Source organism: Bacteroides timonensis (assembly GCF_000513195.1).
GTDB lineage: Bacteria > Bacteroidota > Bacteroidia > Bacteroidales > Bacteroidaceae > Bacteroides > Bacteroides timonensis.
In genome coordinates this window covers 11854-38168 of the sequence record NZ_CBVI010000024.1, presented here as the reverse complement: position 1 = coordinate 38168, position 26315 = coordinate 11854, and the positions used below count along the sequence as shown (strand labels likewise).

Genomic DNA, 26315 nt, shown 5'->3' with positions numbered 1-26315 from the left:
ATGGCAAATACTAACAACAATAAAAGCCTCAATGTTCCAATTTTGAGATTTCCGGGGTTTACTGGGGAGTGGAAGGAAACTACAGCCGCGGAAACTTGTTCTGAATTTAAGAGTGGAAAGGGACTTAAAGCTGAAAATATTTTGAGCGAAGGACTTTATCCTGTTTATGGTGGTAACGGACTAAGAGGATATACAAGCACATTTAATCATGACGGTTTCTTCGTCCTAATTGGTCGACAAGGTGCTTTATGTGGCAATATTAATATAGCAGAAGGAAAGTCATATATAACAGAACATGCAATTGCTGTTCAAGCAAATACTGAAAATGTAACCGGCTTCTTTCAGTATTTGCTTCTTAATATGAATTTAGGTCAATATTCTGATCAATCCGCGCAACCAGGATTAGCAGTTAATAAACTGCTCAAACTAAGAATCAATTTACCTTCAAAAGAAGAACAGCATAAAATTGCAACGATGTTGTCGTTACTTGATGCTCGAATTGCTACCCAAAACAAAATCATTGAGAAATACGAGTCCTTAATCAAGGGATTAAATGATTCATTATATAAGCAATATAGCAATGGAATAACTACATCATTTGCAGAATTAGGACAATCATATTCTGGATTATCGGGGAAATCAGCAGATGATTTTGGAGCAGGCAAACCATTCATAACATATCTGAATGTCTATTCAAACAATTTTATAAATGAGAATGACTATCAATATGTTCGCATAAACGATGGAGAAAAACAGAATGTTGTCAAATATGGCGACATATTGTTTACTCTATCTTCTGAAACACCAGAAGAAGTTGGTATTGGATCTGTCTATTTAGGGAAAAACAGCGTTTATTTGAATAGTTTTTGCTTTGGTATTCATATTGAGAATGAGCAACTTGCCTATTCTCCATATTTTTCATATTATGTATCTTCAACTCCGTTCCGAAAATTCATATACCCATTTGCACAGGGAAGCACACGATTTAATCTTTGCAAGGCAGATTTTGAGAAAGCAAACATTATGTTGCCTTCGTTAGATAATCAAAAGCGGATTTATTCAGTATTGAGCAGGATAACAATAAAAATAGAGACCGAAAAGTCAATGCTTGAACAGTATACTACTCAAAAGCAGTATCTGCTTCGCCAAATGTTCATATAAACATCTGACGGAGCAAGTATTGCTTCTGCAAACCAAAATTTGTTAGAATATTCTGTTCTGCCAATAGTTTGTTATCTATTACAGATAATAGCTTGGCGTATCTAAGTTGCTCAGAATATGATGGACAAAAGATTTTGGCTTTACCATAGTCTTTGAAATATATGTGAGGTATTGCCACCCCTGTTTTATATGGTTCAAAGTTGAATACTTTCAGTAAATAATAAAGATATTGGAGTGAATAACCTTCTTTAGCTTGCAAGATACTCAATGTCCCTGTTGCTGAACACTTGCCGGTAACATAAGAAACAGTTCCCACTCCCGAACCATCTTTGATAATATAAATAGCTTCACTTTGAGTATTATAGTTGTCAAGGTAGCCAACAATTCCATTAGCACCATACACAGGATAATAACCAGACTCCCAAATTTCGCTTTCTTGCAAAGTTGAAGAGCTGCATTCCAAACATTCGGCTATGCGTACATTGAACTTGTTGCTGTGCGCTATACTCTGTGCAATTCCCTTGATTAAGGACTATTAATATGCAAATTACTTACTTATCCTCAGATATGAGCAATACTTAGCAAGCAGGTTCTCTAATGGAAGGTCGCCTTTTTCAAATCGCTCTGCATCAAGTGGCAAAATTCTTTCGCACACTTTTAACTTGCCTTTATAGAGGGCTTTGATGTATTGATTTCCATTTTGCTGCTCGATGCTGATTTCAGAAAAAAAGACAGTGATGTCTTCTGGGTCATATATAATGGAATAGCTCGGTCGTTTGGCTCCGGGAATATCTTCTCGAAGAATCTCTTTATCTACAAGATCTTGAATATCTCGTATAGCTGTGTCTTTGGAACATTTAGCTAATGATGCCCAAGTTTTGGAAGTTATCTTTGCTTCATAGCCATCAAGGAACAGGTTCAGCATATCGGTCTGTCTTTGGCTAAGTGGTACAGAAGAAGCCTTTTGCCAAAAGATACTTTTGTTCAAGATGGTACTGACGATATTTTCCGCTTCGTCAAGTGCAACCGACAACGTACTAGCATACCAGTATATCCATTCCGTAATGTCACCATCGCTGTGTTGAGCTTTTTCTAAAATATCGTAATAGTGGTTTTTATCTTTATTTATTTGAGAGGAGATATTATAAAATCTGAACTCACTCTTATCTGCACGGGCCAACAACATATCAGATAGTATGCGTGCCAAGCGTCCGTTACCATCTTCAAATGGATGAATACTAACAAACCAGAAATGTGCAATGGCTGACCTTATAACTGAATTTATATTTTCCTGACTGTTGAACCAATCAAGAAAATGTGCCATTTCTTCGTCTACGCGTTCCGGTGAGGGAGCAATATAATGGATTTTCTCGCGACCGAACATTCCGGAAACTATATGTTCCTCGTTTGTACGATACTGTCCAACTTCAATCTGTGACCCCTCACTGAAACCTGTCGGAAAGAATGCTGCTTGCCATGCACAAATTTTCTCTTTTGTCAACAACTGGTCGTAATATTTTACTGCATCAAGCATGACTGCCACAACAGAATCTATGTAGTGCGACGGTGCTGTCTGTTTGATATTTTCTATACCCAATTTTCGAGCAATGGATGAACGTACTTCATCTACATTCAATCGTATTCCTTCTATTTCTGACGAATAAACTACATCATACGTCAGATTTTCCGCCATCGCTTTTAATTTGCTATCAAAGCCAAGCGAGGCAAGCCTGCCATACAACAAACCCTGTTTGCGGTTCACTTCTTCAAGAAGTGCCGTTAGCTCAGTCGCATTCCAACGGAATGTAGTCCAATTGTCTCTTTCGTGTATATACATATCTGATGCGTCATTAAGCAACGAATAACGTCGCAATATTTGCGGCAAATATACTCAATTATTGTCGTATCAACAAGAGAGACCTTATAATATCGCAAAAAATGCGATGATTTTAGGCGTAAAACGTCTGATTAGCTTGACTTGTATCTGCATTTTCGAATCAAATTAGGGATTGCGCATCTGCAATTATTGAAAGTCTATTAAGTAGTATTCGTTCTAATGAAATGTTACTTAGAGATGTAGGCTCATATATTCGTGGGTTAACATACAGTAGTAATGATGTTATTGAAGAAGATGGCATACTTGTCGGTCTAACAATATTGTCAACGGAAGTTCACTTGATTATAATAATGACGTTGTGTTTGTGCGCAAGCAAATGTCTGCCGAACAACAATTACAAAGTGGAGATATTGTTATTTGCATGGCAAATGGTAGTTCTTCTTTAGTTGGTAAATCATCTTATTATGATAGAGAGTGCTTATCCCCTATTACGGTTGGTGCTTTTTGCGGTATCTATCGTTCCAAAGAACCTATTGTGAAATGGTTATTTCAAACTAACAGATACCGTAGATATATATTGAATTCTCTGCAAGGCGGTAATGGGGCTATAGCGAATCTTAATGGTGAAGATATACTTAGTATGTCGTTTCCAATCCCAGAAAAATCAACGATGAATCATTGTACAAAACTTCTCACATCATTAGATTCTTTGATAGAAAGCAATATGCTTTGTGATTTATATTCTTCACAAAAGAAGTATCTACTCCGTCAAATGTTCATATAAACATCTGGCGGAGTAGATATTGTTTCTCATATTGTAAGGCAAACAATAAATTTTCCTCAATTTCTGTTTTTCTTTCAAGCAATGACAAGCAAGCAGAAATAGATTTTTGTTGATCCATTGTTATAATCTGTACCTTATAGTCGCCCAGATCCTTTTTCTGAATGTTTGGAAGACCTGATCCGATACGGAGCTTCATGATCGAGCCTTCATTAGATTTGAGATAGTGGTATAGATAGCCTTTATCCACAACATCCTTAATGTTTTGAATGGTATAGCAATGTCCCCCACTCCAAAAAGGAGAAGAGTTGAATTGTACATATCCACAAGAGTTACCTCCTTCACTAATTGATATAGTGTTGGCTTCGACATTATAATTTTCATAATATCCAGAAGGCTCTGTGCCTCCATTCATTACATAGTATTTGCCACTGTCTTTGAGATATTCGCCATTGATTTGCTTTCCTTTAATTATATCACATATTTCTCTCAAGGTTACGATCTCTCCAATTGCGGACTTGAAAAGCTTTTCTGAAATTGCAGACTTTAGTTTCTTCAAATCCTCAATGATTTTGTTTTGGGTAGCAATTCGCTCGTCTATCGCACGAAGCAGTTTTGCTATTTTAGCTTGCTCTTGAATACTTGGCAGTCTTAATTTTGTATTCTTTATTGACGTAAGAGATAGATTCTTTATGGTTGAACCTGTGAGCTCCAATATAAAATACTTTTGTATTTTGCTATTCTGCAAGTAAAAGAAAAGAAAGTCTCGAAGAATTTTCGCACTAGGATTTATGTAGCATGCACTTTTCCCAAGCATTATACGCTCATTGTTATATATAGCAACATTACCAATAGTGCCATTAATAGAGAGTAGTAGTGAATTGTCACATAAGACATTCGCATTTTGTTTTAATGCTTCTTCTTTTGTAACCTTTTGTGTGTTATTGAAAATCTTGATTTTTCCATCAACTAAATTATTCCCATTAATAAAGAAATAATCGCCATATTCATTATATGTTGGAGTTGAATGAATACCATCACCAATTCTTTCAGTAACGTTTTCCATTAAATCTTGTCTCCACTCCCCAGTAAACCCCGGAAATCTCAAAATTGGAACTAAAATGATTATATTTCTCTAATTATAGAGTACCTAATTTAGAATTAGTATGACAAATAAAACAATTAGAAAAATTGCGGATGCTTGGAAAGTTGAAAAGCGACCGTATGTAAAGCAATCAACATTTGCAACATATATGTTGATTCTGGAGAATCACATTTTACCTTCCTTTGGTGAAAGTTGTGAGCTGAGTGAAAAACATGTTCAGGCATTCGTCTTGGAAAAGTTGGATACCGGACTAAGTGCCAAATCCATTAAGGACATTTTAATTGTACTAAAAATGGTGATGAAGTTTGGGGTAAAAAATGAATGGATGAATTATTATGAGTGGGATATAAAATATCCAACGGTGCAATCAAACAAGGAGATTGAAGTATTGACCGTTCAAAACCATAAAAAGATATTAGATTTTATTCATGATAACTTCACTTTTAGAAATTTGGGTATTTATGTATGTCTAAGCACAGGTTTGCGAATAGGTGAAATATGCGCTTTAAAATGGTCTGATATAGACGTAAACACAGGGACAGTCACAGTTCAGCGAACTATCGAGCGTATCTATGTGATAGAAGGGGAAACAAAACATACAGAACTTGTCATCAACACGCCCAAGACCCAAAACTCATTTCGTGAGATTCCCATGAGTAAGGAATTACTATCTATCGTTAAACCACTAAAGAAGGTGGTCAATGATGATTTCTATGTGCTGACGAATGAGAATGAGCCAACGGAGCCACGTACCTATCGTAACTACTATAAGAAACTTATGGAGCAACTGAAAATGCCACAACTGAAATTTCATGGGTTGCGCCATTCTTTTGCTACTCGGTGCATTGAGAGCAATTGCGACTATAAAACAGTTAGTGTAATATTGGGGCATTCTAATATCAGCACAACTCTAAACCTCTATGTACATCCCAATATGGAACAGAAGAAAAAGTGCATTAATAAAATGCTAAAGTCTTTGGGCAAATAATATCAACCATATAGCCGATGTCACGGTACTGATCAAAATAGGTATTGGGGAATTTTATAGATGTAGGTAATATGTCTTTCGAAGTTTTCAAATAAGAGGGCATTGTAGACACACTGAAAAAACGCATATCTCATTATCAGCTATTTATGTGTATGCGCTGTAGAGATCCTCCTGCATTTATGTCTTTTCCCATTATTTCTCATTTCGAGTTCTTGATAAGCCTTGTAGAGATCTGGCTTTTGTATTGTGTTGTGTTACAGTGCTTTATAGAAGCCGGTTGTAGATGCCATTTTCTTGCTTTTGCCTTCTCGCCGCCCTAACTTTGCAATATCGGATTTGAGGAAGGAAAAACGTTTCCGCCGGGGCCTCGCGGCAATCTTTTCTTCTTCCTTATATATGCGATGCGATTTCGGGCTGTTCGCTATAAACAGGTAGGTCAAGGCAGGGATGACTGGTTCACTGCAACAATATTATCAATTTAATACATTATTATTATGGCATTTTTTAAGAAACAGCAGCAGCCAATCAATGGCTTATGGTATCCTCAATCCGTTACAGTAGGCAAACCGGTAACTACTGATCAGATTGCTGCAAAGTTAGCATTTGTTTCCACTGTAACACCGGGTGATGCTTATGCAATTGTGAAGAACTTAGGAGGCGTATTGGGCGACTATATGGCTGACGGACGTACGGTGAAACTGGATGGGGTAGGAACTTTTTATTACACTGCTGCTACCAACAAAAATGGGGTGGCTTCACCGAAGGAGGTGAGTGCCAAGCAAATAAAGGGTATACGTGTTCGCTTTATTCCTGAAGTTCACCGTAATGTGAGTAGTCAGGTGACCACTCGCTCCATGGTGAATGAATCCAATGTCTTTTGGGAAGAACTCCAAGTTGCTTCCACCGGTGATTCTTCTTCCGAAGAGGGCGGCTCCGGTAGTGGCGGAGGCTTGGATGAGAATCCGTTGGGTTAACCATTAAAAAAAGGTTGCAATGTTTTGACATTGCAACCTTTTTTCTTTATTATATGGTCAGTTGATTACAGCGGAATATATTCCACGAATGCTTCCATTGCCTCGTAAGATGCCAAACCGAGATTGTCATACAATGCGGCGGTACCACGATTGCGGTCTTCACTGCGTTGCCAGAACAAACGTTCGTCGTTGCCCAGGAATGGTGCACTTTCCATCTGAGACTGGTGTTTCAGGATTGAATTACGTTTTGCACGCAGTTCTTCCGGACTGATAGGTACTGCCATTTCAATGTTTTCAATTTCCCACTCGGCCCATGCACCACGATACATCCAAATACGGCAATCTTTCAACCATTTTGCACCTTCTTCTTTTTCCAGATCAATAGCAGCAAATACGGCATCTGTGCAGACACGGTGTGTGCCATGCGGATCGGCGAGGTCACCGGCAACGAATATTTGATGAGGTTTCACTTCACGCAGCAGGTTACGTACAATTTCCACATCAGCTTCGGTCAACGGACCTTTCTGTATTCTGCCAGTTTCGTAGAACGGCAGGTCAAGGAAGTGGCAATGATCCAGAGGTATATTATTGTACGTACAAGCGGTGCGCGCTTCACCACGACGTATCAAACCCTTAATTGTGAGGATGTCCCGTGTATCGATGTCACCGTCTTTCTTCTCTTTCAGGAATTTACGGATTTCTGCATATTTATCAACAACTACCTTGTCTTCGCTATTATTGAAGATCTGGTTGAAACCATTGATGAAATGCAGGAAGCGGATTACTTCTTCGTCACCTACGGCAATGTTACCGGAAGTTTCGTAAGCCACGTGTACGTCATGCTTTTGTTCTACCAAGCGGCGGATTGTACCACCCATGGAGATTACGTCATCATCGGGATGCGGAGAGAATACAACGATACGTTTCGGATACGGTTTCGCACGTTCGGGACGATAGGTATCGTCCGCATTCGGTTTACCACCCGGCCATCCGGTGATGGTATGTTGCAGATCGTTGAAGATCTTGATATTCACATTATATGCCGAACCAAACAGAGCCAGCAGTTCGCTCAAACCATTTTCATTGTAATCCTTGTTTGTCAGTTTCAGGATCGGCTTGCCTGTCAGTTGACACAACCAGACGATGGCGCTACGAATCAGTTTGTCGTTCCATTCGCAGGAAGTCACTAACCATGGACGGTGGATACGTGTCAGGTTACCGGCAGCAGAAAGGTCGATAACTACATGAGCATTGTTGTGAGTTTGCAGGAAAGATGCCGGAATGGTATCTGTTACAGTACCTTCTACGCACTCTTTTACCATTTTGGCTTTGTCTTCACCCCATGCCATCAGATAGATTTTCTTGGCAGCCAGGATGGTAGAAACACCCATTGTTATGGAGCTGATCGGAGTGCTTTCGATGCTACCGAACATTTTGGATGCTTCATTGCGTGAATCGTTGTCCAGTAAAATCAAACGGGTGGTGGAGTTCAGGCGGGAACCCGGTTCGTTGAAACCAATGTTACCTACGCGCCCGATACCCAGTAATACGGCATCCAATCCGCCGAAACTTTCGATGCGTTGCTCGTACAGGCGGCAATATTCAAAGATGGTATCTTTAGGAATTGTACCGTCCGGGCTAAAGATATTCTGCTTGTCAACGTCCACATGATCAAGGAACATTTCCTTCAAGGCATTCAGGTTGCTGTTGATGGCATCTGATGTAAGAGGATAATATTCGTAAAGGTTGAATATGATAACGTTGCGGAAACTCAAACCTTCCTCTTTATGTATACGGATAAGGGCTGAGTATACGTTGCGGGGAGAATTACCGCCCGGTAATGCCAATACGCAGAAGCGTCCGGCTTTCTGTTTATCACGAATAAGTTGAGCTATTTCGTAGGCAACGTGGTTGGCGCCTTCCTCTGCCGATTCGTAGATGTCGGTTGGGATTTTTTCCAGTCGGGTCAATACCGACCTTTCAAATGCATTCTCAGGCCTGTAATACCTGGGGGAGACTCTGTTGAGAGTGATTTGAGAACTAAGATTGGTTTTCATAACTTAATTGGTATTAATAAATTGATTAAAGCTTGTCGCTTCTAAGATTTAACAAATATACAAAAAACAATGTTCACTAATTCTAGTGTTGGGGTTGTTTTTCGGAACAAGGTGTTTTCTTCTGACACTGTTTCGGGATACAAATGTAGCCACTTTTTGGTAACTATGCACTCACTTCTTTTAGGTATTTTCATTAAAAAGACTAAAATGGAATCTTTTTGTACAAAAACACCACCTGTTCAAGGGGGATGGATACGCGGACGACACGGATTGGGCGGACGAACGCGGATAAAGAAGAATTGCACAATAATATTAATGAATTAAAAATCCGCGTTCGTCCGCCCAATCCGTGTCGTCCGCGTACCTGTCTTTAGGAAAATCGGTTTCATTAACCCTAATTGATATAAAATGTAGTGGTTACTGTATTTCCTGCTTCGTCTATCGCTGTTAGTGAATGTTTTCCGGGCGTGGGTTGCAAGGAGATCTTATGAAAGTCCTGTGTATGGGTAAGATAAGTGTTATCAAGGTGCCAGAAGATGGTGGTACTCGGATTGCCGTGGGCCAGTTCGGCGGTTAGAAAGCCCGGACTTCCATCCATTTGTTTAGGTAACACAATATGGGCATTCATAGATGGATAGATGAATTGCATGGGTTGCAATGCATCCTCTCCGCAGCCCGGTTTGAAGGGAGGGAGCGGATTGTATTCCGGATGATGCTGTTTGTAATACCATTCCCATACAGGTGGCAAAGTGAACCAGGACTTCTGGATAGTTGGTTCCAAATTTGCGCAATTCTCGTAGATACGGTGAGTTTCATCGGCTGAAAGGGTGATAAGGTGATGATAAGGGCAAGCTTCCGTCTTTAGTCCGGCAGGAAGAATCAGTAAAGTATCTGTTTCTTCGCAAAACCTACCCTTCAAGTGTCCGGATTTCCGGCATATCTCAGCCTTGACAAAGACATCTCCCGGACGCCTGAACCACCGTGTCGGAGGTAGCAGACTAAATACATCAAACAAAACCGGACCAGCTGTCCGTGCTCCTACAAGACCAGGTTTACCTTCTCCTGTAGCATTTCCTACCCACACACCTACGGCGTAGTGAGGGGTGACTCCTACAGCCCAGGCATCGCGGAATCCGTGGCTTGTTCCGGTCTTCCAGGCAATGGGGTGCATGGAGGGGATTGATTTCCAGTCTATTTCTTCGGGACGATTCACCTCGGTTAGCGCATTGAAGGTTTGCCATACGGCTCCCGGTTGGAAAGTATCCGTCGATTTTTCCGAAGCGAAGACTTCTGGTTCTCCTGATCCTTCAGCGTCCGCAAGCAGCAAACTACATTCTGTTTGTGGAAGCTGCAATAAACTCCGCCCCATGTAAGCATACGCATTTGTCACATCCCACAGGGTAGCTTCCGCTCCGCCCAGAATGAGTGATAAACCATAATGGGAAGCCGGGCGGTTGATTGTTTTTAAGCCTATTTGCCTCAGAAAAGTATGAAACTTGGGAACACCATATCTTTGTAGCATCGTCACTGCCGGAATATTCAATGAACGTGCAAGCGCTTCCGAAGCAGGAACAGCACCTTCGAATTGCAAACTGAAGTTTTGAGGTGTAAAGCCATTAATATTAACCGGTATATCGGGCAGTAGCGTATGAGGTAGCAGACTGCCTTCCTGCAACATGGCGTAATATAAAAATGGTTTCAGAATACTTCCCGTGCTTCTGGGTGCCTGAATAACATCTACCTGGTTACCGGCTTGCTTCCGTTCGAAATTGACATTGCCGCAATAAGCCACAACCTGATTGGTTCGGATATCAATCACCAGAATTGCCAGGTTGCGTATATCACTCCGGTTAAATTCATTGCTCCAACGTTCGGCTGCGTTCTCTATTTGGGTTTGAATACCCCTGTCGATGGTTGATACGGAATATTTTCCGTTTCGTTCCTGATAGAAGCGACTGACCAGATGGGGAGCGGTTTGGGGGAGTGGGTGAGGCTCGTCGGGGAGTGGTTCGCTGATAGCCAGTTCGTAAGTGGAGTTATCTATAATCTTTCGTGCATATAGTTGTTTTAGCAGACGGTTTCTTTTATTAAGTAATAATTGTCGTGATTTGGAGAGATGAATCATGGCGGGTGCGTTTGGAAGTACTGCCAGCATGGCTGCTTCTGCCCAGGACAGTTCTTCGGCGGGATGTCCGAAATATCGCCAGGCAGCGGCATCGAGCCCTACTACGTTTCCTCCGAAAGGAGCATGTGAAATGTACATGGACAGGATTTTCTCTTTTGAAGCGCGAAACTCAAGTCGGGTGGCCAGGATCATTTCTATGAACTTTTCTCCAAAAGTACGCGATTCGTTTCTTGCCAGACGGATCGTTTGCATGGTGAGGGTACTTCCTCCACTTACAATGCGCTTATTCTTTAGGTTTTGGTAGGCGGCTCTGCCAATGGAGACAGGATTGACTCCCCAATGGTGATGGAAATGCCTGTCTTCGAAAGTGATGAGGCATTGCTTTATTTTCTCCGGAGTAGTGGTCCGGGGTGGAAAGCGCCATTGACCGTCGGATGCAATGCGTGCGCCCAGTAATTCACCGTTCCGGTCAGTGACGACGGTGGAGTAGGGCACATGGAAAAGTTGCCGGGGGAGGCAAAAGATATAGGCTATCACCAGAATTGTAATAAGTATGAGTATTACTTTTCTGGTGATAGACAGTTGTTTGAAGTACTTTATAATCTTAGTCCCCATGAAATGAACTTAACGGCTGACAGTCGTTCTTCCCGCCTTGGTCCGTGCCTGTGCCGAATCGTCATACATGGCTTCGCACTGGATAGCCGGCAAAATGAAATTACCTGCATATGTAGCTTGCAGTCTTATGGTGAACTTTTTCAGTTCGCTGCGACGCAAGTCGAAGTAAGTCAGTACGCGGTCGTCACGAATATCCTGGTAGGTATACTCACGGGTAGGCGTCGCTTCCGGAGTCATCAACCGGTCATTGTAAATTTCCCAACCTGACGGCAGAATATGTGTCAATGCTAAATTGCTGTAAGCAGTGGTTCCACTGATATTACCTACAGTGATGACTGCCATAAAGTCTGTTCCTTGCTTGATATCATCTATAGATATCGTCGCTCCGTTCATATCCGTATATTTTACGTCCAGGCGGAGGTTATTGGATATTGCGGGTAACGTATCATTAAGTAATTGCGTGCGTGTAATGAGGTCCACACTTAATGCACCTTTACCTTCATTCTTTACTATAATATTACCCGAAGCCGGTGAAGTGGACAGTTCCTTTGCAAATACAGCCTTGGCTGATTTCACTACGGGTTGCTGCTTTCCGTTCCAAGTCCAGGTGAAATCCAAAGTACCTGAAAGCTTCTCAGCCAGGCGTCCCATCGCCATCAATGAGAAAGCAGTGGACTGTGTACTGAACCAATTCTCTTCGGCCAGATTCTTGGATACCTTCTTCGCCTGTTGCAATGCCGCCTGGTCTCGGTTCATCAGGAGTAAAGTTTCCAATATCATAGCTTCGTCACGATCATACGAACCATAGATGTAGTTCTGTGAGGAATAAGGAGCAACGGTGGTTTCTGCCTTAAATACCAGTTCTTCAGCCGGTTTCATCTTGCCTGTCAGGGCATAAGCGGCTGCCAATCTCCATTTGGCTTGCAGAGGCAGGTTAGCTTGTTCTTTCATCCGGTTCATGGCACCCTGCTCAGGTGCACCGGCCAATGCCAGTGTGTACAATCTGTATGCTTGTTGCACTCCCGTTTGCCAGTAACCCCAACTGTCATCCTGATCCGGCATCCGCCAGTTCTGGGCAGCAGCACGTTGGAAGCGTTTCCACTTATTCAGTACATTCGAGTTGACAGCATAGCCTTTCTCCTGCGCCAAAACAAGGAACATGCCCGCATAAGAAGTAATCCACTCATCGGCACTGGCATTTCCCGGCCAGTAAACAAAACCGCCGTTCGGAAGCTGGCGCGCATAGAGTTGCCGTATCGCTTCCTGTACGTTGGCCTTAATCTTTTGAGCTTCTTCCTCATCCACAGCTTTAAACTGGCTGACGAACAATAGCGGCAGAGCTTTGGAAGTCAGCTGTTCGGTGCAATGATGCTGATAATTATACAGGTAGTCGAACCTGCGGCTGATATCTACCGAAGGAATACGTGAGGCTTCCAGCAGTATACGGCTATTTGCCGGAGAAGCACCATTCAATGAATAAGGAAGTGTTACACTTTCTCCTTTTTCCACCCATTGGCTGTTGCGGAAGGTCACTGCCGGATTCGGGTTTCGGACTTCGATTTCAATGGTCTCTTTCGCCTGCTGACTGCCACCGCTGGCAGTGATATGTATCGTTGCTTTTCCTGTTTTACTTCCGGTCTTTATTTTAAAGTAAACGAGTTGGTCACCCGGTTGACTGAAAGTTATGGATTGTTTATTGGGATCGATCACTTGTACACCTCCACCTGAGGCCTGGATGGATACCGATACATTCTTCACTTCCTTCTCCATGGCAAAGACATTTACCGGAACAGTAATCTCTTCTTGTGTGCTCAGCACACGGGGCAGTGTTGACAGCAACATCAATGGTGTCCGCACGAAAGAAGTCTTTTCCGCTTTTCCATAAGCTCCGTCTTGCCCCGCTACCACCATCGTACGTACAGAACCTACGTACATCGGTAGTTTCAGCGTGTGCGTCTTCTGTTTTCCTTTATCCAGATAGAACGGACCGATAAATTTCACTACCGGCTTGAAGCGGTTAGCTTTTGCATCGGCCGGTTTCAATGTCTCGTCACCACCCGTACTGAACAATGAACTGTAGCGTCCGGCAGATGCTCCGAGTACATCGTCATACATATCCCAGGTGCGGATGCCCAATGCTTCGCGGGCATAGAATTCATTCCACGGATCGGGAGTCTTGAAATTAGTCAGGTCGAGTAATCCGTCGTCTACAATGGCCAACGTGTATGTTATCTGCTTGCCGTTCTTTTCGCTGACGGTAACGGTGAAGTCCGTTTCCGGCCGCAACACTTCCGGCATTTTAATTTGTGGTTGCAATATAGTTTGTTTATTAGTCACCAATACCGGAACCACACCGTACATACGTATCGGCAAATCGTTCACCGTCTGTGCATGAGGTTGCAACAGGCTGATGTGCAGGTAAACGTTCGGAGCCATTTCCGGAGTCACTTTGAAAGAATATTTTGTGTCTCCGTTGTTGGAAACTTCAATCCATTCACGTTGCAGAACGGTTGAGCCGTTTTCCAGGGCTACCAGTGCACGTCCTTCCGCAGCGGCAGGAATGATGGCTGTTGCCGTTTCGCCTATTTCATACGAGTCTTTATCCAGAGAGAAAGCAAGCATTTTAATGCCGCTGGGGTCCGTCTTGCTTGAACGTCCGCGCCAATCTGGCCAATCTATGTAAACAGTTCCACCGGTAGCATGCCCACTTTCCTTATCTTTCACATAAACCAGGTAACGTCCCCAGTCCGGGTAGTTTACCCGGAATTTGAAGGTTGCCTTTCCGCCTGTAGTCTGTATATTGCCACTGGCTATGGGAGTGATGGAACTACTGTTGACATAAGTTCCGAATGATTCATCCCGGTTTTCCCACCACCAGCTCCAGGAGATACGGTAAATTTTATATTCCAGATTGGAGCGGTTCATTAATTGTCCTTCTGCATTTACGGTAACAATGTCGAATACATGATCCTGGTCGGTCTCGATGTATTTTCCTTTCGGCTGGTTCAGATTAATACCTACATAAGATGAGAATGGAGAGAACGGAATGCTTTGCGTGTAAATACTGGCATCTCCTCCCGGTTCGAATACACGGCTGGTTAAGGTTGCGTTCAGCATTCCCGGGGCATTGGTGGCAGCCGGAAGTTTCAACCTAAAGTTGGCTTTTCCTTCCGCATCCAGCATTCCGTCGAATACATCGTTTTTCACAGTTGTAAATTCGGTAGCCGGATTATTGAATATGTATTGCCCGTAGTTCTTAAATTGCGTGTTTACTTTTGACAGGGACATTTCCACTTTGGTTTTCAACCGTGAAGCGGTGGCGCCTGTCAACCATGTGGAAGTAAGCATTACCGGCATTTCTTTGGTAGAAGCCTGGATTACTTTCTCCGGTAGTTTCAGATTAATTTTCAGGCGGTTTGGTTTCACTGTTTCTATGCGAAGGCTTTTGTGGAAAGCGGTTCCGCCTACTTTAACATAAGCGTTCCATAATCCCGTCGGGTCTTCGGGGCGTGTCGGCAGGTCAAATGTGTAGAAACCGTTTATACCTTGCGTGGAAATCATTTTGGTATAGAATTGTCCTCTCGGATTATACAATTCCAATGCTACAGGGTGTTTATCCGGAATTCTTTTTTCACGGTCTTCCATAATAAAGCTTACATGCAGCGTATCTCCCGGTCGCCATACCCCTCTCTCGCCATAGACGAACCCCTTCAATCCTTTCTGAATATCTTTTCCGCCTACATCGAACCGGCTGACAGATTGTTCTTCACCATCTGCCACACGAACGTAAGCTTTCTGTTTCTCTACTTCGGCCACCACAATGAAGGGAACACCTTTCGGGGTGATTTCTGTAAATCCTTCACTATTGGTCTCACCGGTTCCGATAGTTTGCAATTGGAAGTTGTAAACAGTCACTTTTGCTTTCTCCATTGGTTTGGTATCCAAGATGTTGCTTACGGCAATCCACAGCTTGTTCAGTGAATTCCGTTTTACAATCATTCCTACATTGGAGGCAAATACGTTGCACGATGCTGCCCGGTCAGAGTCCATATAGTAGGAGGCATGACAAGGATTATTGCGTTCCCGCCAGTTATACTGGCTCCAGTCCATCTTTACATTGCCATTATAGTAGAAATAAGTTTCCGGTGTATCCCATTCAGCTTCATTTTCTTCGAAAGTACTACTTCCGCTGACTTTCGTCAATCCCTCTGAAGCAGTATTGTCTGCAAAGCTCATCTCTTGTTTTTCTGTTCCGCTACAAGGATAGGCTGAGTATTCTTGCCGGAAAGAAAGTATGACACGGTAGATAGCACCCGGTTCTTGCCGAATCAGTCCGGCAAGGTCTATTGAATAATCTTCCCATCGGTGTACGTCTTTTGTACTGTCCTTGCTCAGCCACAATGTGTTCTGATAAACCAATCGTCCGGAACGGCGCAGTTCACTGGCAGATGAGAGCGTATTGGTCTGCATGAACATCAGTACATTGTTTTCAAAAATACGGATAACACTTAAATCTACCGCATAGAGATTGACTGCCCGGAAAGGGATGATCAAACTTTTTGAGTCGGGCAGGATAGCGGCTGATGTAGACATGTTCACTTGTGGTTTCAGATTCAGTTCGCTAAATGCGATGGAGTGTGATGTTCCGAGCGATTTATCCCGGCTGTTTTTCACTCCTTCGTGTATCTTCAAAGTCAGTTTGCTCAGTTGGTTGGCTTCAAAGTAGACATATACTTTATTATTCTCTACTTGAAATATGGAAGATGCTACTTCGGGGATTTCAATCAATCCATTCAGGTCTTGTGTAGTAGAAACAGGATCGGAGAATACTATTTCAATTCCATTCTCCGGTTCGTCAATGCGTTTGGCAGAGAGGAAACGGAAATCATTCTTGGCAGGGATCAGTACGTTTTCTGTCAGTTTGCGGTCGATTCCTGCAGGACTGCCGTTGGCGGTGATTTCCAGCTGGTAGTCTTCCGCTGCGCGAATGACACCGGCTATTTCAAACTGATAACACGTCGGATGATCTGTCGGAGTGATACTGACCGGATAGCTTTGGCCGTTTCCGCCTTTGGCAGAGAGCATTTTCTCAACTGCTTCTTTGGGAGTGGCATCACTGAAACGTACTTCACCTTTCAATGTCACCAAGTCGCCATGGCTATCTATGTCGATGGTTGTCAGTGGTTCGATATACAGTGTGAAATTGGGTTCCTGTACTCTGAAAGAGAATTTGAATTCTTTCAGGCGACTGTCCACTTCTACAAACCTGCCTAATTGGAACGTACCTTCATAGAACTCTCCCGGCTTTAAAGTTCCTGGTTCAGGAACGAATTCAACCGTATTGTTGCTGATCCAATACGCTTTACCTTTCAAGGACGGGGAGAAGCTAAACGGATTTTCTTTCAGTTCATTGTTCAAATCTACCATAGGCTGATCTTGCGTCAGTTCTATACGTATGTTCGAAGTTTGCGAGATAACTCCTCCCGTATATGCATTCACAAAAGGTGCATACTCGGCAGAAGGAACAATATCCTTTTTGCTGTTTGCGCAAGAGGAAAAAACTAAGATGGTCAGTAACAGAAAGAATAACCTGTCAGCTATGCGGTGTTTAGCTTTCATTCGTCCCATAGTGCTTTAATTATTAATTATTAATTCTTAATTTGGAAACATTCAGCATCTTTCCATGCAGGGAATTTTTGTCTGAATTCTCTCAGGACAGAGAGGTCGAGAGTTGCGGTGGCGGTTCCTTCTTCATGGTCGGGTACGCTGGCAAGCAAATCGCCCTTTGGTGAATAAATGACGCTGCCGCCATTATATAGCATTTGATTTCCATCCGTACCGATACGGTTGACACCGCAAACATAACTGATATTTTCGAGTGCACGGGCTTGTAACAGAATGTCCCATACCCGGCGGCGGGGAACAGGCCAGTTGGCAACGTATATCAGAAGATCATATTCATTATTTACGTTCCGGCTCCATACCGGGAAGCGAAGGTCGTAGCAGACTAACAGCAGTATATTCCACCCCCGGTAGGAGGTAACAGGCCGCTGGCTACCCGCTGTAAAATGCTCCGTTTCCTGGCCCATACGAAAGAGATGTCGTTTATCGTAGTAATAAGCTTCCCCTTCGGGAGTCAGGAAAAAAGCACGGTTATAATAAGACTTATCAGGAATGGGAACCGCATTTTTATTTGCATCTACTTCTTCATTACAAGCTATATAACTGCCTGTAATGGCGAATTGGAATTCTGCCGCCCATTGACGCAGGAGGGTAATGGTTTCACCCGATACCGGCTCAGCCAGTCTCCGGCTATCCATACTGAAACCGGTAGAGAAGGTTTCGGGTAAGACAACAATCTCCGCTTCTCCGCGAAGCTTTATCAGCTTTTCCCGGAGCAAGCGGAGATTTTCTTGTTTATCTTCCCAAACGATGTCTGTCTGTAATAGAGTTACACGCATAATACTTAGTTAAGAAAATGATTATCGGTTTTATACGTTCAATTGTCAGTCAGAAGCGTATCCGGCTCGTGTCTGATCCGTATCATCTCCGTATCAACTCCGTATCTAAGAGTACGGAGATACTACGGAGATGATACGGACCGGATACGGAGATACTACGGAACAGACACGGAGTTGATACGGAGAAACTACAAGGAAGATACGGAATTAAGAACTTTAAATGTTTCCTAAAGCAAAGTTCTTCGGGTTCTTCCCTTTGAAATTCTTATAATAGAGCTTTACCTCGCGCATATCCTTTTCGATATCTCCCGACGGCATAATCGCCTTTGTCGCAGAAATCGTTTTAGTGGTATAATCGATACCTATCATTACAATAGGTACCTGCGCTTTCAATGCAATAAAATAAAATCCTTTCTTCCAATTAGGATTCGCTTTACGGGTTCCTTCCGGTGTAATGGCGAGTTGGAATTTCTTGCTTTTGGCGAATCTTTCCGTCATCTGGTCTACCAATGATGTTTTGCGTCCCCGATCTACCGGTATGCCACCTACGGCTTTGAAAATTAATCCCAGCGGAAAGAAGAACCATTCTTTTTTCATCATGAAGCATGTTTTCCGTCCGATAGCTCCGTAAAAAAGTTTGCCGATAAATAAATCCCAATTAGATGTATGAGGTGCTGCAGTTATCACGCATTTATCATAATCCGGTACCGTCACGTTTGTCTTCCATCCCAAAATGCGATAGTAGATAAAGCTGTATATTGCTTTTTTCATTCCCGGTGCTTACTTCAGGTTACCGATAGCGTCAATAATTGCGTCTACTTCTTTATTAAAGTCTTCGCGGAATTTCTTGTAGAAACCTTTTACATTTCCAGGTTCGGTATGGCTGATTCGGCTGATAAATTCATCTTGCACACTCAGGATTCTGCCCATCAGCTCGTCGGCTTTAGTTTTATCGGTTCCGGGTACGTATAAGCTGTTTACCAAACACTCCATGAACAGTTCACCTGCGATATAATTGACGTTTTTCTTAAGTTCTCTTCTACTTGCCATAATCTTTACGTTTTAAGTGAATAAATTGAAATATTTCCGGTAAAGATAAGTACTTTCCACGGTATAAACCAACATTTCATATTTTTTTTGATGTGCGCTTCCTTTCATAATTCAGAAAAAAACACGAAATTTGCGACGCTTTTGAACGAAACTTTACTAACACCTTTAAATAATTAGATAAAATGACAAAAAGTGCATTGCAAATTGCAAGGGCTGCTTATCAGCCCAAACTTCCGAAAGCGCTGAAGGGTGCCGTTAAGGCGGTAGCTGGAGCAGCTACTCAATCTGTAGCCGATCAGGAAGCTATCCAAAAATTGTTCCCTAACACGTACGGAATGCCTTTGATCAAGTTTGAGGCTACTGACGAAGTGGTTAACTTCCCAGCTATGAACGTGGGCGTTATCCTTTCTGGTGGTCAGGCTCCCGGTGGTCACAATGTGATTTCCGGTATCTTCGACGGTATCAAGAGTTTGAATAAAGACAGCAAGTTATATGGTTTCATTCTTGGCCCCGGCGGTTTGGTTGACCATAACTATATGGAACTGACTTCAGATATCATTGACGAATACCGTAACACGGGCGGTTTCGATATCATCGGTTCAGGTCGTACTAAATTGGAGAAAGAAGATCAGTTTGAAAAAGGTCTGGAAATCCTGAAGCAACTTGATATCAAAGCATTGGTTATCATCGGTGGTGACGACTCTAACACAAATGCCTGCGTACTGGCTGAGTACTATGCAGCTAAGAAGTGCGGCGTACAGGTAATTGGTTGTCCGAAGACTATCGACGGTGACTTGAAGAACGAAATGATTGAAACTTCTTTCGGTTTCGACACTGCTTGCAAGGTTTACTCTGAAGTTATCGGTAACATTCAACGTGACTGTAACTCAGCTCGTAAATACTGGCACTTCATCAAGTTGATGGGACGTTCTGCTTCTCACATTGCATTGGAATGTGCTTTGCAGGTACAACCTAACGTTTGTATCGTATCAGAAGAAGTTGAAGCTAATGATATGTCTCTGGACGATGTCGTAACTTACATTGCTCAGATAGTAGCTAACCGCGCTGCTCAAGGCAACAACTTCGGTACGGTTTTGATCCCTGAAGGTTTGATTGAGTTTATTCCGGCTATGAAACGTCTGATCGCTGAGTTGAACGACTTCCTTGCTGAAAATGCTGAAGAATTCTCTCAAATTAAGAAGTCTCACCAACGTGATTATATCATCCGTAAACTGTCTCCTGAAAATGCGGCTATCTATGCCAGCCTGCCTGAGGGTGTTGCACGTCAGCTGACGCTGGACCGCGACCCACACGGAAACGTACAGGTATCTTTGATCGAAACAGAAAAACTGTTGTCGGAAATGGTAGCTACTAAGCTTGCTGCATGGAAAGAAGAAGGTAAATTCGTAGGTAAGTTCGCTTCTCAACACCACTTCTTCGGTTATGAAGGCCGTTGCGCTGCTCCGTCTAACTACGATGCTGACTATTGCTATTCACTGGGTTATACAGCTGCTTCTCTGATTGCTAACGGCAAGACAGGCTATATGTCTTCTGTACGCAACACTACGGCTCCTGCTGACCAATGGATTGCAGGTGGTGTGCCCATCACGATGATGATGAACATGGAACGCCGTCACGGTGAAATGAAACCGGTAATCCAGAAAGCTCTGGTGAAACTGGATGGTGCTCCATTCAAGGCATTTGCTGCTCAGCGCGACCAGTGGGCTATCACTACAGATTATGTATATCCGGGACCGATCCAGTACTTCGGACCTACGGAAGTTTGTGACCAGCCGACGAAGACTTTGCAGTTAGAGCAAGCTAAATAAATCGGCAAACTGACGAAGAGTTAATAAAAAGAACGCAAATTATGCGAATTACACAAATTTGAATAATCTATTTGCGTAATTTGTGTAATTTGCGTTCTGTTTTGAATATTACATGGCAACTAAAAGGAAATCTGCTGCACGTCGCGGTAAAAAGAAAAGCGAAGCGCGTATCATGCCTGCATGGTTACGTACAATACTTGCTGTTTGTATCATTGCCGTATTCTCTGCCGGGTTTTATTGGTTTTTCATTCGTCCGTATACCTATCGTTGGAAACCTTGTTATGGTCAGAAAGGATATGGGGTCTGTATGCCCTGCGACTATGAAGTGCATGGCATTGATATCTCCCATTATCAAGGCAGTATTGACTGGGTGCAACTGACAACCAACAAAACAACCAAATTTCCTATCCATTTTGTCTTTATGAAAGCTACCGAAGGTGGTGATCATGCTGATGATACTTTCCCGTTCAATTTTGATCAGGCGCATCGTTACGGTTTTATTCGCGGAGCTTACCATTTCTTCTCTCCTAAAACAGATCCGCTAAAACAAGCCGATTTCTTTATTCGTACGGTCCAGCTTATTCCCGGAGATCTGCCACCTGTACTTGATGTCGAAACTATTGGTAAAAGCACGCCCCATGACTTAAGGATTGCTGTCAAAACCTGGCTCGATCGTATAGAATCACATTATGGTGTGAAACCGATTCTTTATACATCTTATAAATTCAAGAACCGCTATCTTAGTGATTCGGTATTCAATACTTACCCCTACTGGATTGCCCACTATTACGTAGACTCCGTCAAATATGAAGGTTCATGGCACTTCTGGCAACATACTGATGTGGGCAATGTTCCCGGTATCAGAGAAGAGGTCGATTTGAATGTATTCAACGGATCTTTGGAACAATTGCGGGCGCTTACTCTACAGAAATAGTTTCGCATAATAAGCCGTTACTTTTAATATGTATTTCAAATCAGTTATGGTTTGCATATACTTTTTGTAATAAGTGTGCTCCGAGTATCGGTCTGTAATGTCCTTTTTCGTAGTAGTTATGAATATCGTTCGTATATTCATTGATACCACTGAAATCAAATACGTTTTCATAGCCAAAAATGCCTTTTAATATTTCCACATCTGTCGGATTTATGCTGATCTGGTTATAGTCGGGACTGATGATGATTTTAACCGAGGTGTTATGTTTCCGGCAGATTTGATCTATTTTCTTCAATAATCCGGTCTGTGTTTCCCATAGGAATTGCTCACCTTCCCGGTATTCACCATTTCTGTAATTGCAGTCTCTGGCTTTCACAAATTCTTTTTTGCGATTTTCCCAATATGCCTCTCCTTCATCCCGGATCATCTTCTCTCTGGGATTGATTGCATCATTTGTCACTGCATCTCTGATTGCGCCATAAGGGTTTATCACTCCTTGCATATAGGGACGGTATTGATGAAATATTTTATAATCGAGATAAGGAAACAGGAAATTAGGGAAGAAGAAAGCCTGACAGAATTTCTCCTGAAAACTAAAGTTGCTGATCCCTGAGATAGCCGGGGGCAACACATGGTTATGGTTGCTTGAGAGCTGGTCTTTACCCAATGACTCTTTATCCAGAATCAGGAGCAGATTCTTTATTTCTGCACCATTTCTTTCCAAAGCCTGCAACTTCTTACTGATGGCGGCTATGCTTTCTGCATTTTCGAACAGGCGTACCGCCCTGCCACCATCCAGATATTTTTCCCATTCATGACATTGATAGGCCATGGTGCAGGAATTTCCCATGATAAAAGAATCAAATGCAATGGAATCCCGGTTGTTCATATACATTTGCCAACCGATATAGCCTTCATTCAACATGACGGGTGAGTCGTCATAACGGTTATAATGCCTTAAAACCATAAAAGGATCATTGAGGAAATACACCACTAGTAAGGTTATAAATGGCGTCAGGAGTATAAATAGTTTCATCGTGAAGCGCATAGCTGCACTTCGCTCACTGTTTTTCTTCATTCTGCTATCTTTGTTTTTAGATTAAAATTGCAAATAAATAAAACTGTCGGAATTGAACTGTCCCAAAGTAAAGAACATAATGGCCAGCAGATAATAAATGCCCCATCTGACAAGCATGGGTTGTTTTTCCAACGCTTCTAGAAGATCTCGTTTCGACATAAAATATTCGTAAACTAAAATCACTACAAGAGCACTACTGGCCACAATACAATTATGATCCGGAATTCCGATGCTTACTTCTTTCCAGCTGGCATGAGTACTGAACGAGATGTTTCTGATGTAATAGAGAGCATCGCTCACCGACTCTAAACGGAAAAAAATCAAGGAAACTGCGAAAAGCAGATAAGTGCGGAGGATGGACAGGGTTGCAAACATCCTGCACCATGCCAGGCACCTAATCCTGCAAATGTCAGGCTCAGACTCAGGAATACTCCCCACTGTCCCCAACGGCGCATGCCCGAAGATAGGGGCAGATATAAGTAATCCCTAACCCAAAATGAAAGAGACATGTGCCATCTTCTCCAGAATTCGGCAGTGGTTTGAGCTATGAATGGGCGGTTGAAGTTAGGGCTGAGTTTGAATCCCAACATACAGGCACCTCCAAGTGCAATATCCGTATAACCGGAAAAGTCACCATACAATTCTACCGGATATAAAAGGCATGCCATGAGTAATTGGATACCGGATGCCGTATGTATAGAGTTGAAAATACCATCTATATAAGGGGAAATATAATCGGCAAGGATCAACTTCTTTATCAGTCCCACTACGATCAGTTTCATTCCGTAGACAATGGATGGATATGCTACCGGTTTACCCGATTTCAATTGTGGAAGCATATCTCTTGCCCGTTCTATAGGTCCTGATAGGAATTTCATGAAAAAGAGCATATATATCATGAAGTCTGCAAGGTTCTCTTCCGGTTCTTCTTCTTTCCAATAGATTTCCGTCAGGTACGAAAGGGCCTGAAAGGTATAAAAGGAGATGCCTAAGGGGAATAGCCAGTGTACGCCTGGCAGGAGGTTGGCATATCGGAATGCCAACCAGCCTGTAATTAGAAAACACAAGCCCGAAATATAGATTCTTTTCGCATCCTTCTCATGTTTTGATTGTCCCACCCATTTACCGAGAAAAAAAGTTGCCAGTGAAATGAGAAGGGCTATGATCAGGAAAGCTATGTGGTAATAGCCTATGAAAACACAGCTTGACAACAAGAGTATAGCTTTTCTATATTTAGGTGGAAGTGTGTAGTACAAAAGAAAGGTACATACAAACAGTGTGACAAAATTCAAAGATATGAATGACATGTCTTATTTGGTTTTGGTGAGAATGGCATTGCAAATATCTCCTACATTCTTGAATCGGACAATGTCTCTGAAGGTGAAGTGAACATTGAAATCTTTCTCTATTCTGCTTATCAGTAACATATTGGTCAGTGAATTCCAACCTTCCACATCCTGGGCGGTGGTTTCACTGGTAAGAACGATGTTGTCTCTCTTCAATATCTCCTGAAAAATCAGGCTCAGTTCATTTAAAATCATTTGCGTATTCATGTTAGTTTAGTTTTATATTAGTTCCAGTATTCTTTTTCTATCGGTTTTGCTGCTGGTGTTCAGTGGGAAATGTTCCATACAATCCTTCCCTTCGATGAGGCATTCTTTAGTCTTTTCAGGAGCGTTCCAATAGCCGTTCATCACTTGTCTGCCACTGATCCAGAGTTTTCCGGTTTCGCCTGTGGCGACGGGGCTACCGTTATTATCCATAATTAGAACATCTACTCCTTCGAATGGCTTGCCTATAGCAATCATACCGTTATGATGTTTGCATGAGGTGGTCGGTATCCGGTAGGCTGTGCAATAAATTGTTCCTTCTGTGGGACCATACAGGTTCACAAAAGAGGCGTTGGGAGCACAGGCTCTGAAGGCAGATAGTAATTCAACATCCGATGCTTCGGCGGTAACTATCAGGTATTTGAGTTCAGGAAGTTGTATCTCAGAGAAATAGGGTAATAATAACTGGAGTAGGGAGGGGGCTACGGCAGCAAATGTGAGGTTGTATTTTTCCAGGGTTTCAATGACATTGATATACTTTACGCCTTCCGGAGAGACTGTATATATGCATGCACCTATTGCCAGGGGAAATAAGAAAGAAACGATAGAAACGTCAAAGGTTAGTTCGAACATTTGCAGCATACGGTCATTCTCGTCCAACTGCCAGTCCAGATGGCTGTATGCGTTATAGAAAGCGTTTAGGTTGTTACGGGAGATAGGAACTCCTTTCGGCTCTCCCGTACTGCCGGAGGTGAAAATGATATAAGCATTTTCATTCTTTTCCGGATGTATGCCGGAAGAAGACGGAACTATTTCCTGTAACTCCGAAGTGCATATAAAATCTACGTGTTCGGTATCCAGGTTCAATACACGGATGTCCTTTGTATATAGAATTAAATGAATATCGGCGAGTTCCGCAATCTTTCTATTCCTGTGTCTGGGATAGGCTGGGTGTAGAATGACATACGTTTTCCCGCTGATTAATACTGCCAGTATGGAGGCATAAGTCTCCAATTTATCTTCGGCTATAATGCCGATGATTTTATCTTCCCTGCTATTAATCAAAGCGGATATTTTATATACAGTTTCAGACAGTTGACGATAGGTATAGGTGATGTTGTTAATAACAAATGCCTGATGTCCTGCATACTTCTCAAAAGCCTCTATGATCTCACTGATCATATCTTTTTGATCCTTTTCCATTCTGTTCGTGATTTTATAGTTTATAGTAAATGTCTAATTCGTTTTCTGTGTAGTAAAGACAGGAGGATTTGATATTTTCCCTATTGAGGAGGGCTTAATGTGTGTTAAATATAGAAGGAAGGTATTAGGAGATAATCTTTCTCTCTTTTGATGTAATGACTATTTCTCTGATTTATAGACGAATAATAGAATGGCTTTGACCTTTTTTATTATAGATAGAAAGTATGAAAAGAGACATTTCTAAAAAGTATTTAGAGGAATGATAATGCATTGATATATAGTTATATATCGTCCTGAAATAAGGGGTGTGCAAAAAATGTTCGTTTAATGTGCGCAAAGATAATGGGTATTTTTCGAATGTACAAGGTGTTTAATAAAAATATTTCTAATAGATTTTATTTCAAACATTATATTGTTGATAATCAATATTCTATATTATATCTAAATGGATTTAATATCTTCTCATTTTTATAATTCTTGGTATCCATTTTTTACGTTTAAAATGGCGCACATTAAACGAACGATTAAAAGACACTTCGTTTTCTTTTATCTCTTCGTTAATAACCT

The 26315-nt window shown here is 42.2% G+C and carries 18 protein-coding genes and 1 pseudogene; 6 read left to right on the top strand and 13 right to left on the bottom strand.

Features of this window, described 5'->3' with window-relative positions; genetic code table 11:
• On the top strand, positions 1-1161 hold the full coding sequence (locus tag BN161_RS30425; RefSeq protein ID WP_081743653.1) for a restriction endonuclease subunit S: 1161 nt from the start codon (positions 1-3) through the stop codon (positions 1159-1161).
• Here BN161_RS30425 and BN161_RS06995 read toward each other — a convergent pair.
• Positions 1154-1603, bottom strand: a complete 450-nt coding sequence (locus BN161_RS06995) for a restriction endonuclease subunit S (RefSeq protein WP_244436436.1) — start codon at positions 1601-1603, stop codon at positions 1154-1156. The two genes, BN161_RS30425 and BN161_RS06995, sit on opposite strands and share 8 nt — an antisense overlap.
• A 105-nt stretch (positions 1604-1708) precedes the next feature.
• A complete protein-coding gene (locus BN161_RS06990) occupies positions 1709-2998 on the bottom strand; it encodes a Fic family protein (protein ID WP_044264271.1) in 1290 nt (429 codons plus the stop codon).
• A 364-nt stretch (positions 2999-3362) separates the two neighbouring features.
• Between BN161_RS06990 and BN161_RS06985 the strand changes: the two genes are divergently transcribed.
• The gene (locus BN161_RS06985) at positions 3363-3782 is read left to right on the top strand and encodes a restriction endonuclease subunit S (protein ID WP_244436435.1); all 420 of its coding nucleotides are present in this window, start codon (positions 3363-3365) and stop codon (positions 3780-3782) included.
• Here the strand turns inward: BN161_RS06985 and BN161_RS28495 are convergent.
• Positions 3775-4845 (bottom strand): restriction endonuclease subunit S, encoded by a 1071-nt coding sequence (locus BN161_RS28495; RefSeq protein ID WP_081743655.1) that lies wholly within the window; start codon positions 4843-4845, stop codon positions 3775-3777. The genes BN161_RS06985 and BN161_RS28495 overlap by 8 nt on opposite strands.
• Before the next feature lie 100 nt (positions 4846-4945).
• Between BN161_RS28495 and BN161_RS06975 the strand changes: the two genes are divergently transcribed.
• Together BN161_RS06975 and BN161_RS06965 are read left to right on the top strand one after the other, a co-directional pair.
• Complete coding sequence (locus BN161_RS06975; protein ID WP_044264269.1) at positions 4946-5872, top strand: tyrosine-type recombinase/integrase; 927 nt, start codon at positions 4946-4948, stop codon at positions 5870-5872.
• Positions 5873-6366: 494 nt separating this feature from the next.
• Positions 6367-6846 carry an HU family DNA-binding protein gene (locus tag BN161_RS06965; RefSeq protein WP_029428477.1) on the top strand — a complete coding sequence of 160 codons (480 nt, stop codon included), beginning with the start codon at positions 6367-6369 and terminating at the stop codon, positions 6844-6846.
• Positions 6847-6911: 65 nt separating this feature from the next.
• Here BN161_RS06965 and BN161_RS06960 read toward each other — a convergent pair whose 3' ends face one another.
• The 6 genes from BN161_RS06960 to BN161_RS06935 all read right to left on the bottom strand — a co-directional run bounded on the left by BN161_RS06960 (position 6912) and on the right by BN161_RS06935 (position 19154).
• Positions 6912-8903, bottom strand: a complete 1992-nt coding sequence (locus tag BN161_RS06960) for a glucosamine-6-phosphate deaminase (RefSeq protein WP_044264264.1) — start codon at positions 8901-8903, stop codon at positions 6912-6914.
• Positions 8904-9297: 394 nt separating this feature from the next.
• Positions 9298-11643 carry a penicillin-binding protein 1C gene (gene pbpC / locus BN161_RS06955; protein WP_044264263.1) on the bottom strand — a complete coding sequence of 782 codons (2346 nt, stop codon included), beginning with the start codon at positions 11641-11643 and terminating at the stop codon, positions 9298-9300.
• 9 nt (positions 11644-11652) lie between these two features.
• Positions 11653-17271: an alpha-2-macroglobulin family protein gene (locus BN161_RS06950; protein ID WP_044264261.1), complete on the bottom strand. Its 5619-nt coding sequence runs from the start codon at positions 17269-17271 to the stop codon at positions 11653-11655.
• Between the two features lie 20 nt (positions 17272-17291).
• On the bottom strand, positions 17292-18104 hold the full coding sequence (locus BN161_RS06945; protein WP_044264260.1) for an amidohydrolase: 813 nt from the start codon (positions 18102-18104) through the stop codon (positions 17292-17294).
• 216 nt (positions 18105-18320) lie between these two features.
• The gene (locus BN161_RS06940) at positions 18321-18875 is read right to left on the bottom strand and encodes a 1-acyl-sn-glycerol-3-phosphate acyltransferase (RefSeq protein WP_044264259.1); all 555 of its coding nucleotides are present in this window, start codon (positions 18873-18875) and stop codon (positions 18321-18323) included.
• Positions 18876-18884: 9 nt separating this feature from the next.
• Positions 18885-19154, bottom strand: a complete 270-nt coding sequence (locus tag BN161_RS06935; protein WP_007214429.1) for a hypothetical protein — start codon at positions 19152-19154, stop codon at positions 18885-18887.
• A 182-nt stretch (positions 19155-19336) separates the two neighbouring features.
• Between BN161_RS06935 and BN161_RS06930 the strand changes: the two genes are divergently transcribed.
• Together BN161_RS06930 and BN161_RS06925 are read left to right on the top strand one after the other, a co-directional pair.
• Positions 19337-20983: a diphosphate--fructose-6-phosphate 1-phosphotransferase gene (locus tag BN161_RS06930; protein ID WP_044264258.1), complete on the top strand. Its 1647-nt coding sequence runs from the start codon at positions 19337-19339 to the stop codon at positions 20981-20983.
• A gap of 112 nt (positions 20984-21095) precedes the next feature.
• Positions 21096-21917 (top strand): glycoside hydrolase family 25 protein, encoded by an 822-nt coding sequence (locus tag BN161_RS06925; protein WP_044264257.1) that lies wholly within the window; start codon positions 21096-21098, stop codon positions 21915-21917.
• 40 nt (positions 21918-21957) lie between these two features.
• Here BN161_RS06925 and BN161_RS06920 read toward each other — a convergent pair whose 3' ends face one another.
• The 4 genes and pseudogenes from BN161_RS06920 to BN161_RS06905 form a co-directional block, all read right to left on the bottom strand.
• Entirely contained in the window at positions 21958-22995 is a 1038-nt protein-coding gene (locus BN161_RS06920; RefSeq protein ID WP_044264254.1) for a hypothetical protein, read from the bottom strand.
• Positions 22996-23016: 21 nt separating this feature from the next.
• A pseudogene (locus BN161_RS06915) lies at positions 23017-24302 on the bottom strand (MBOAT family O-acyltransferase).
• 3 nt (positions 24303-24305) lie between these two features.
• Complete coding sequence (locus tag BN161_RS06910) at positions 24306-24548, bottom strand: acyl carrier protein (RefSeq protein ID WP_044264252.1); 243 nt, start codon at positions 24546-24548, stop codon at positions 24306-24308.
• Between the two features lie 12 nt (positions 24549-24560).
• On the bottom strand, positions 24561-25748 hold the full coding sequence (locus BN161_RS06905) for an AMP-binding protein (protein WP_044264249.1): 1188 nt from the start codon (positions 25746-25748) through the stop codon (positions 24561-24563).
• Positions 25749-26315: the final 567 nt, after the last annotated feature.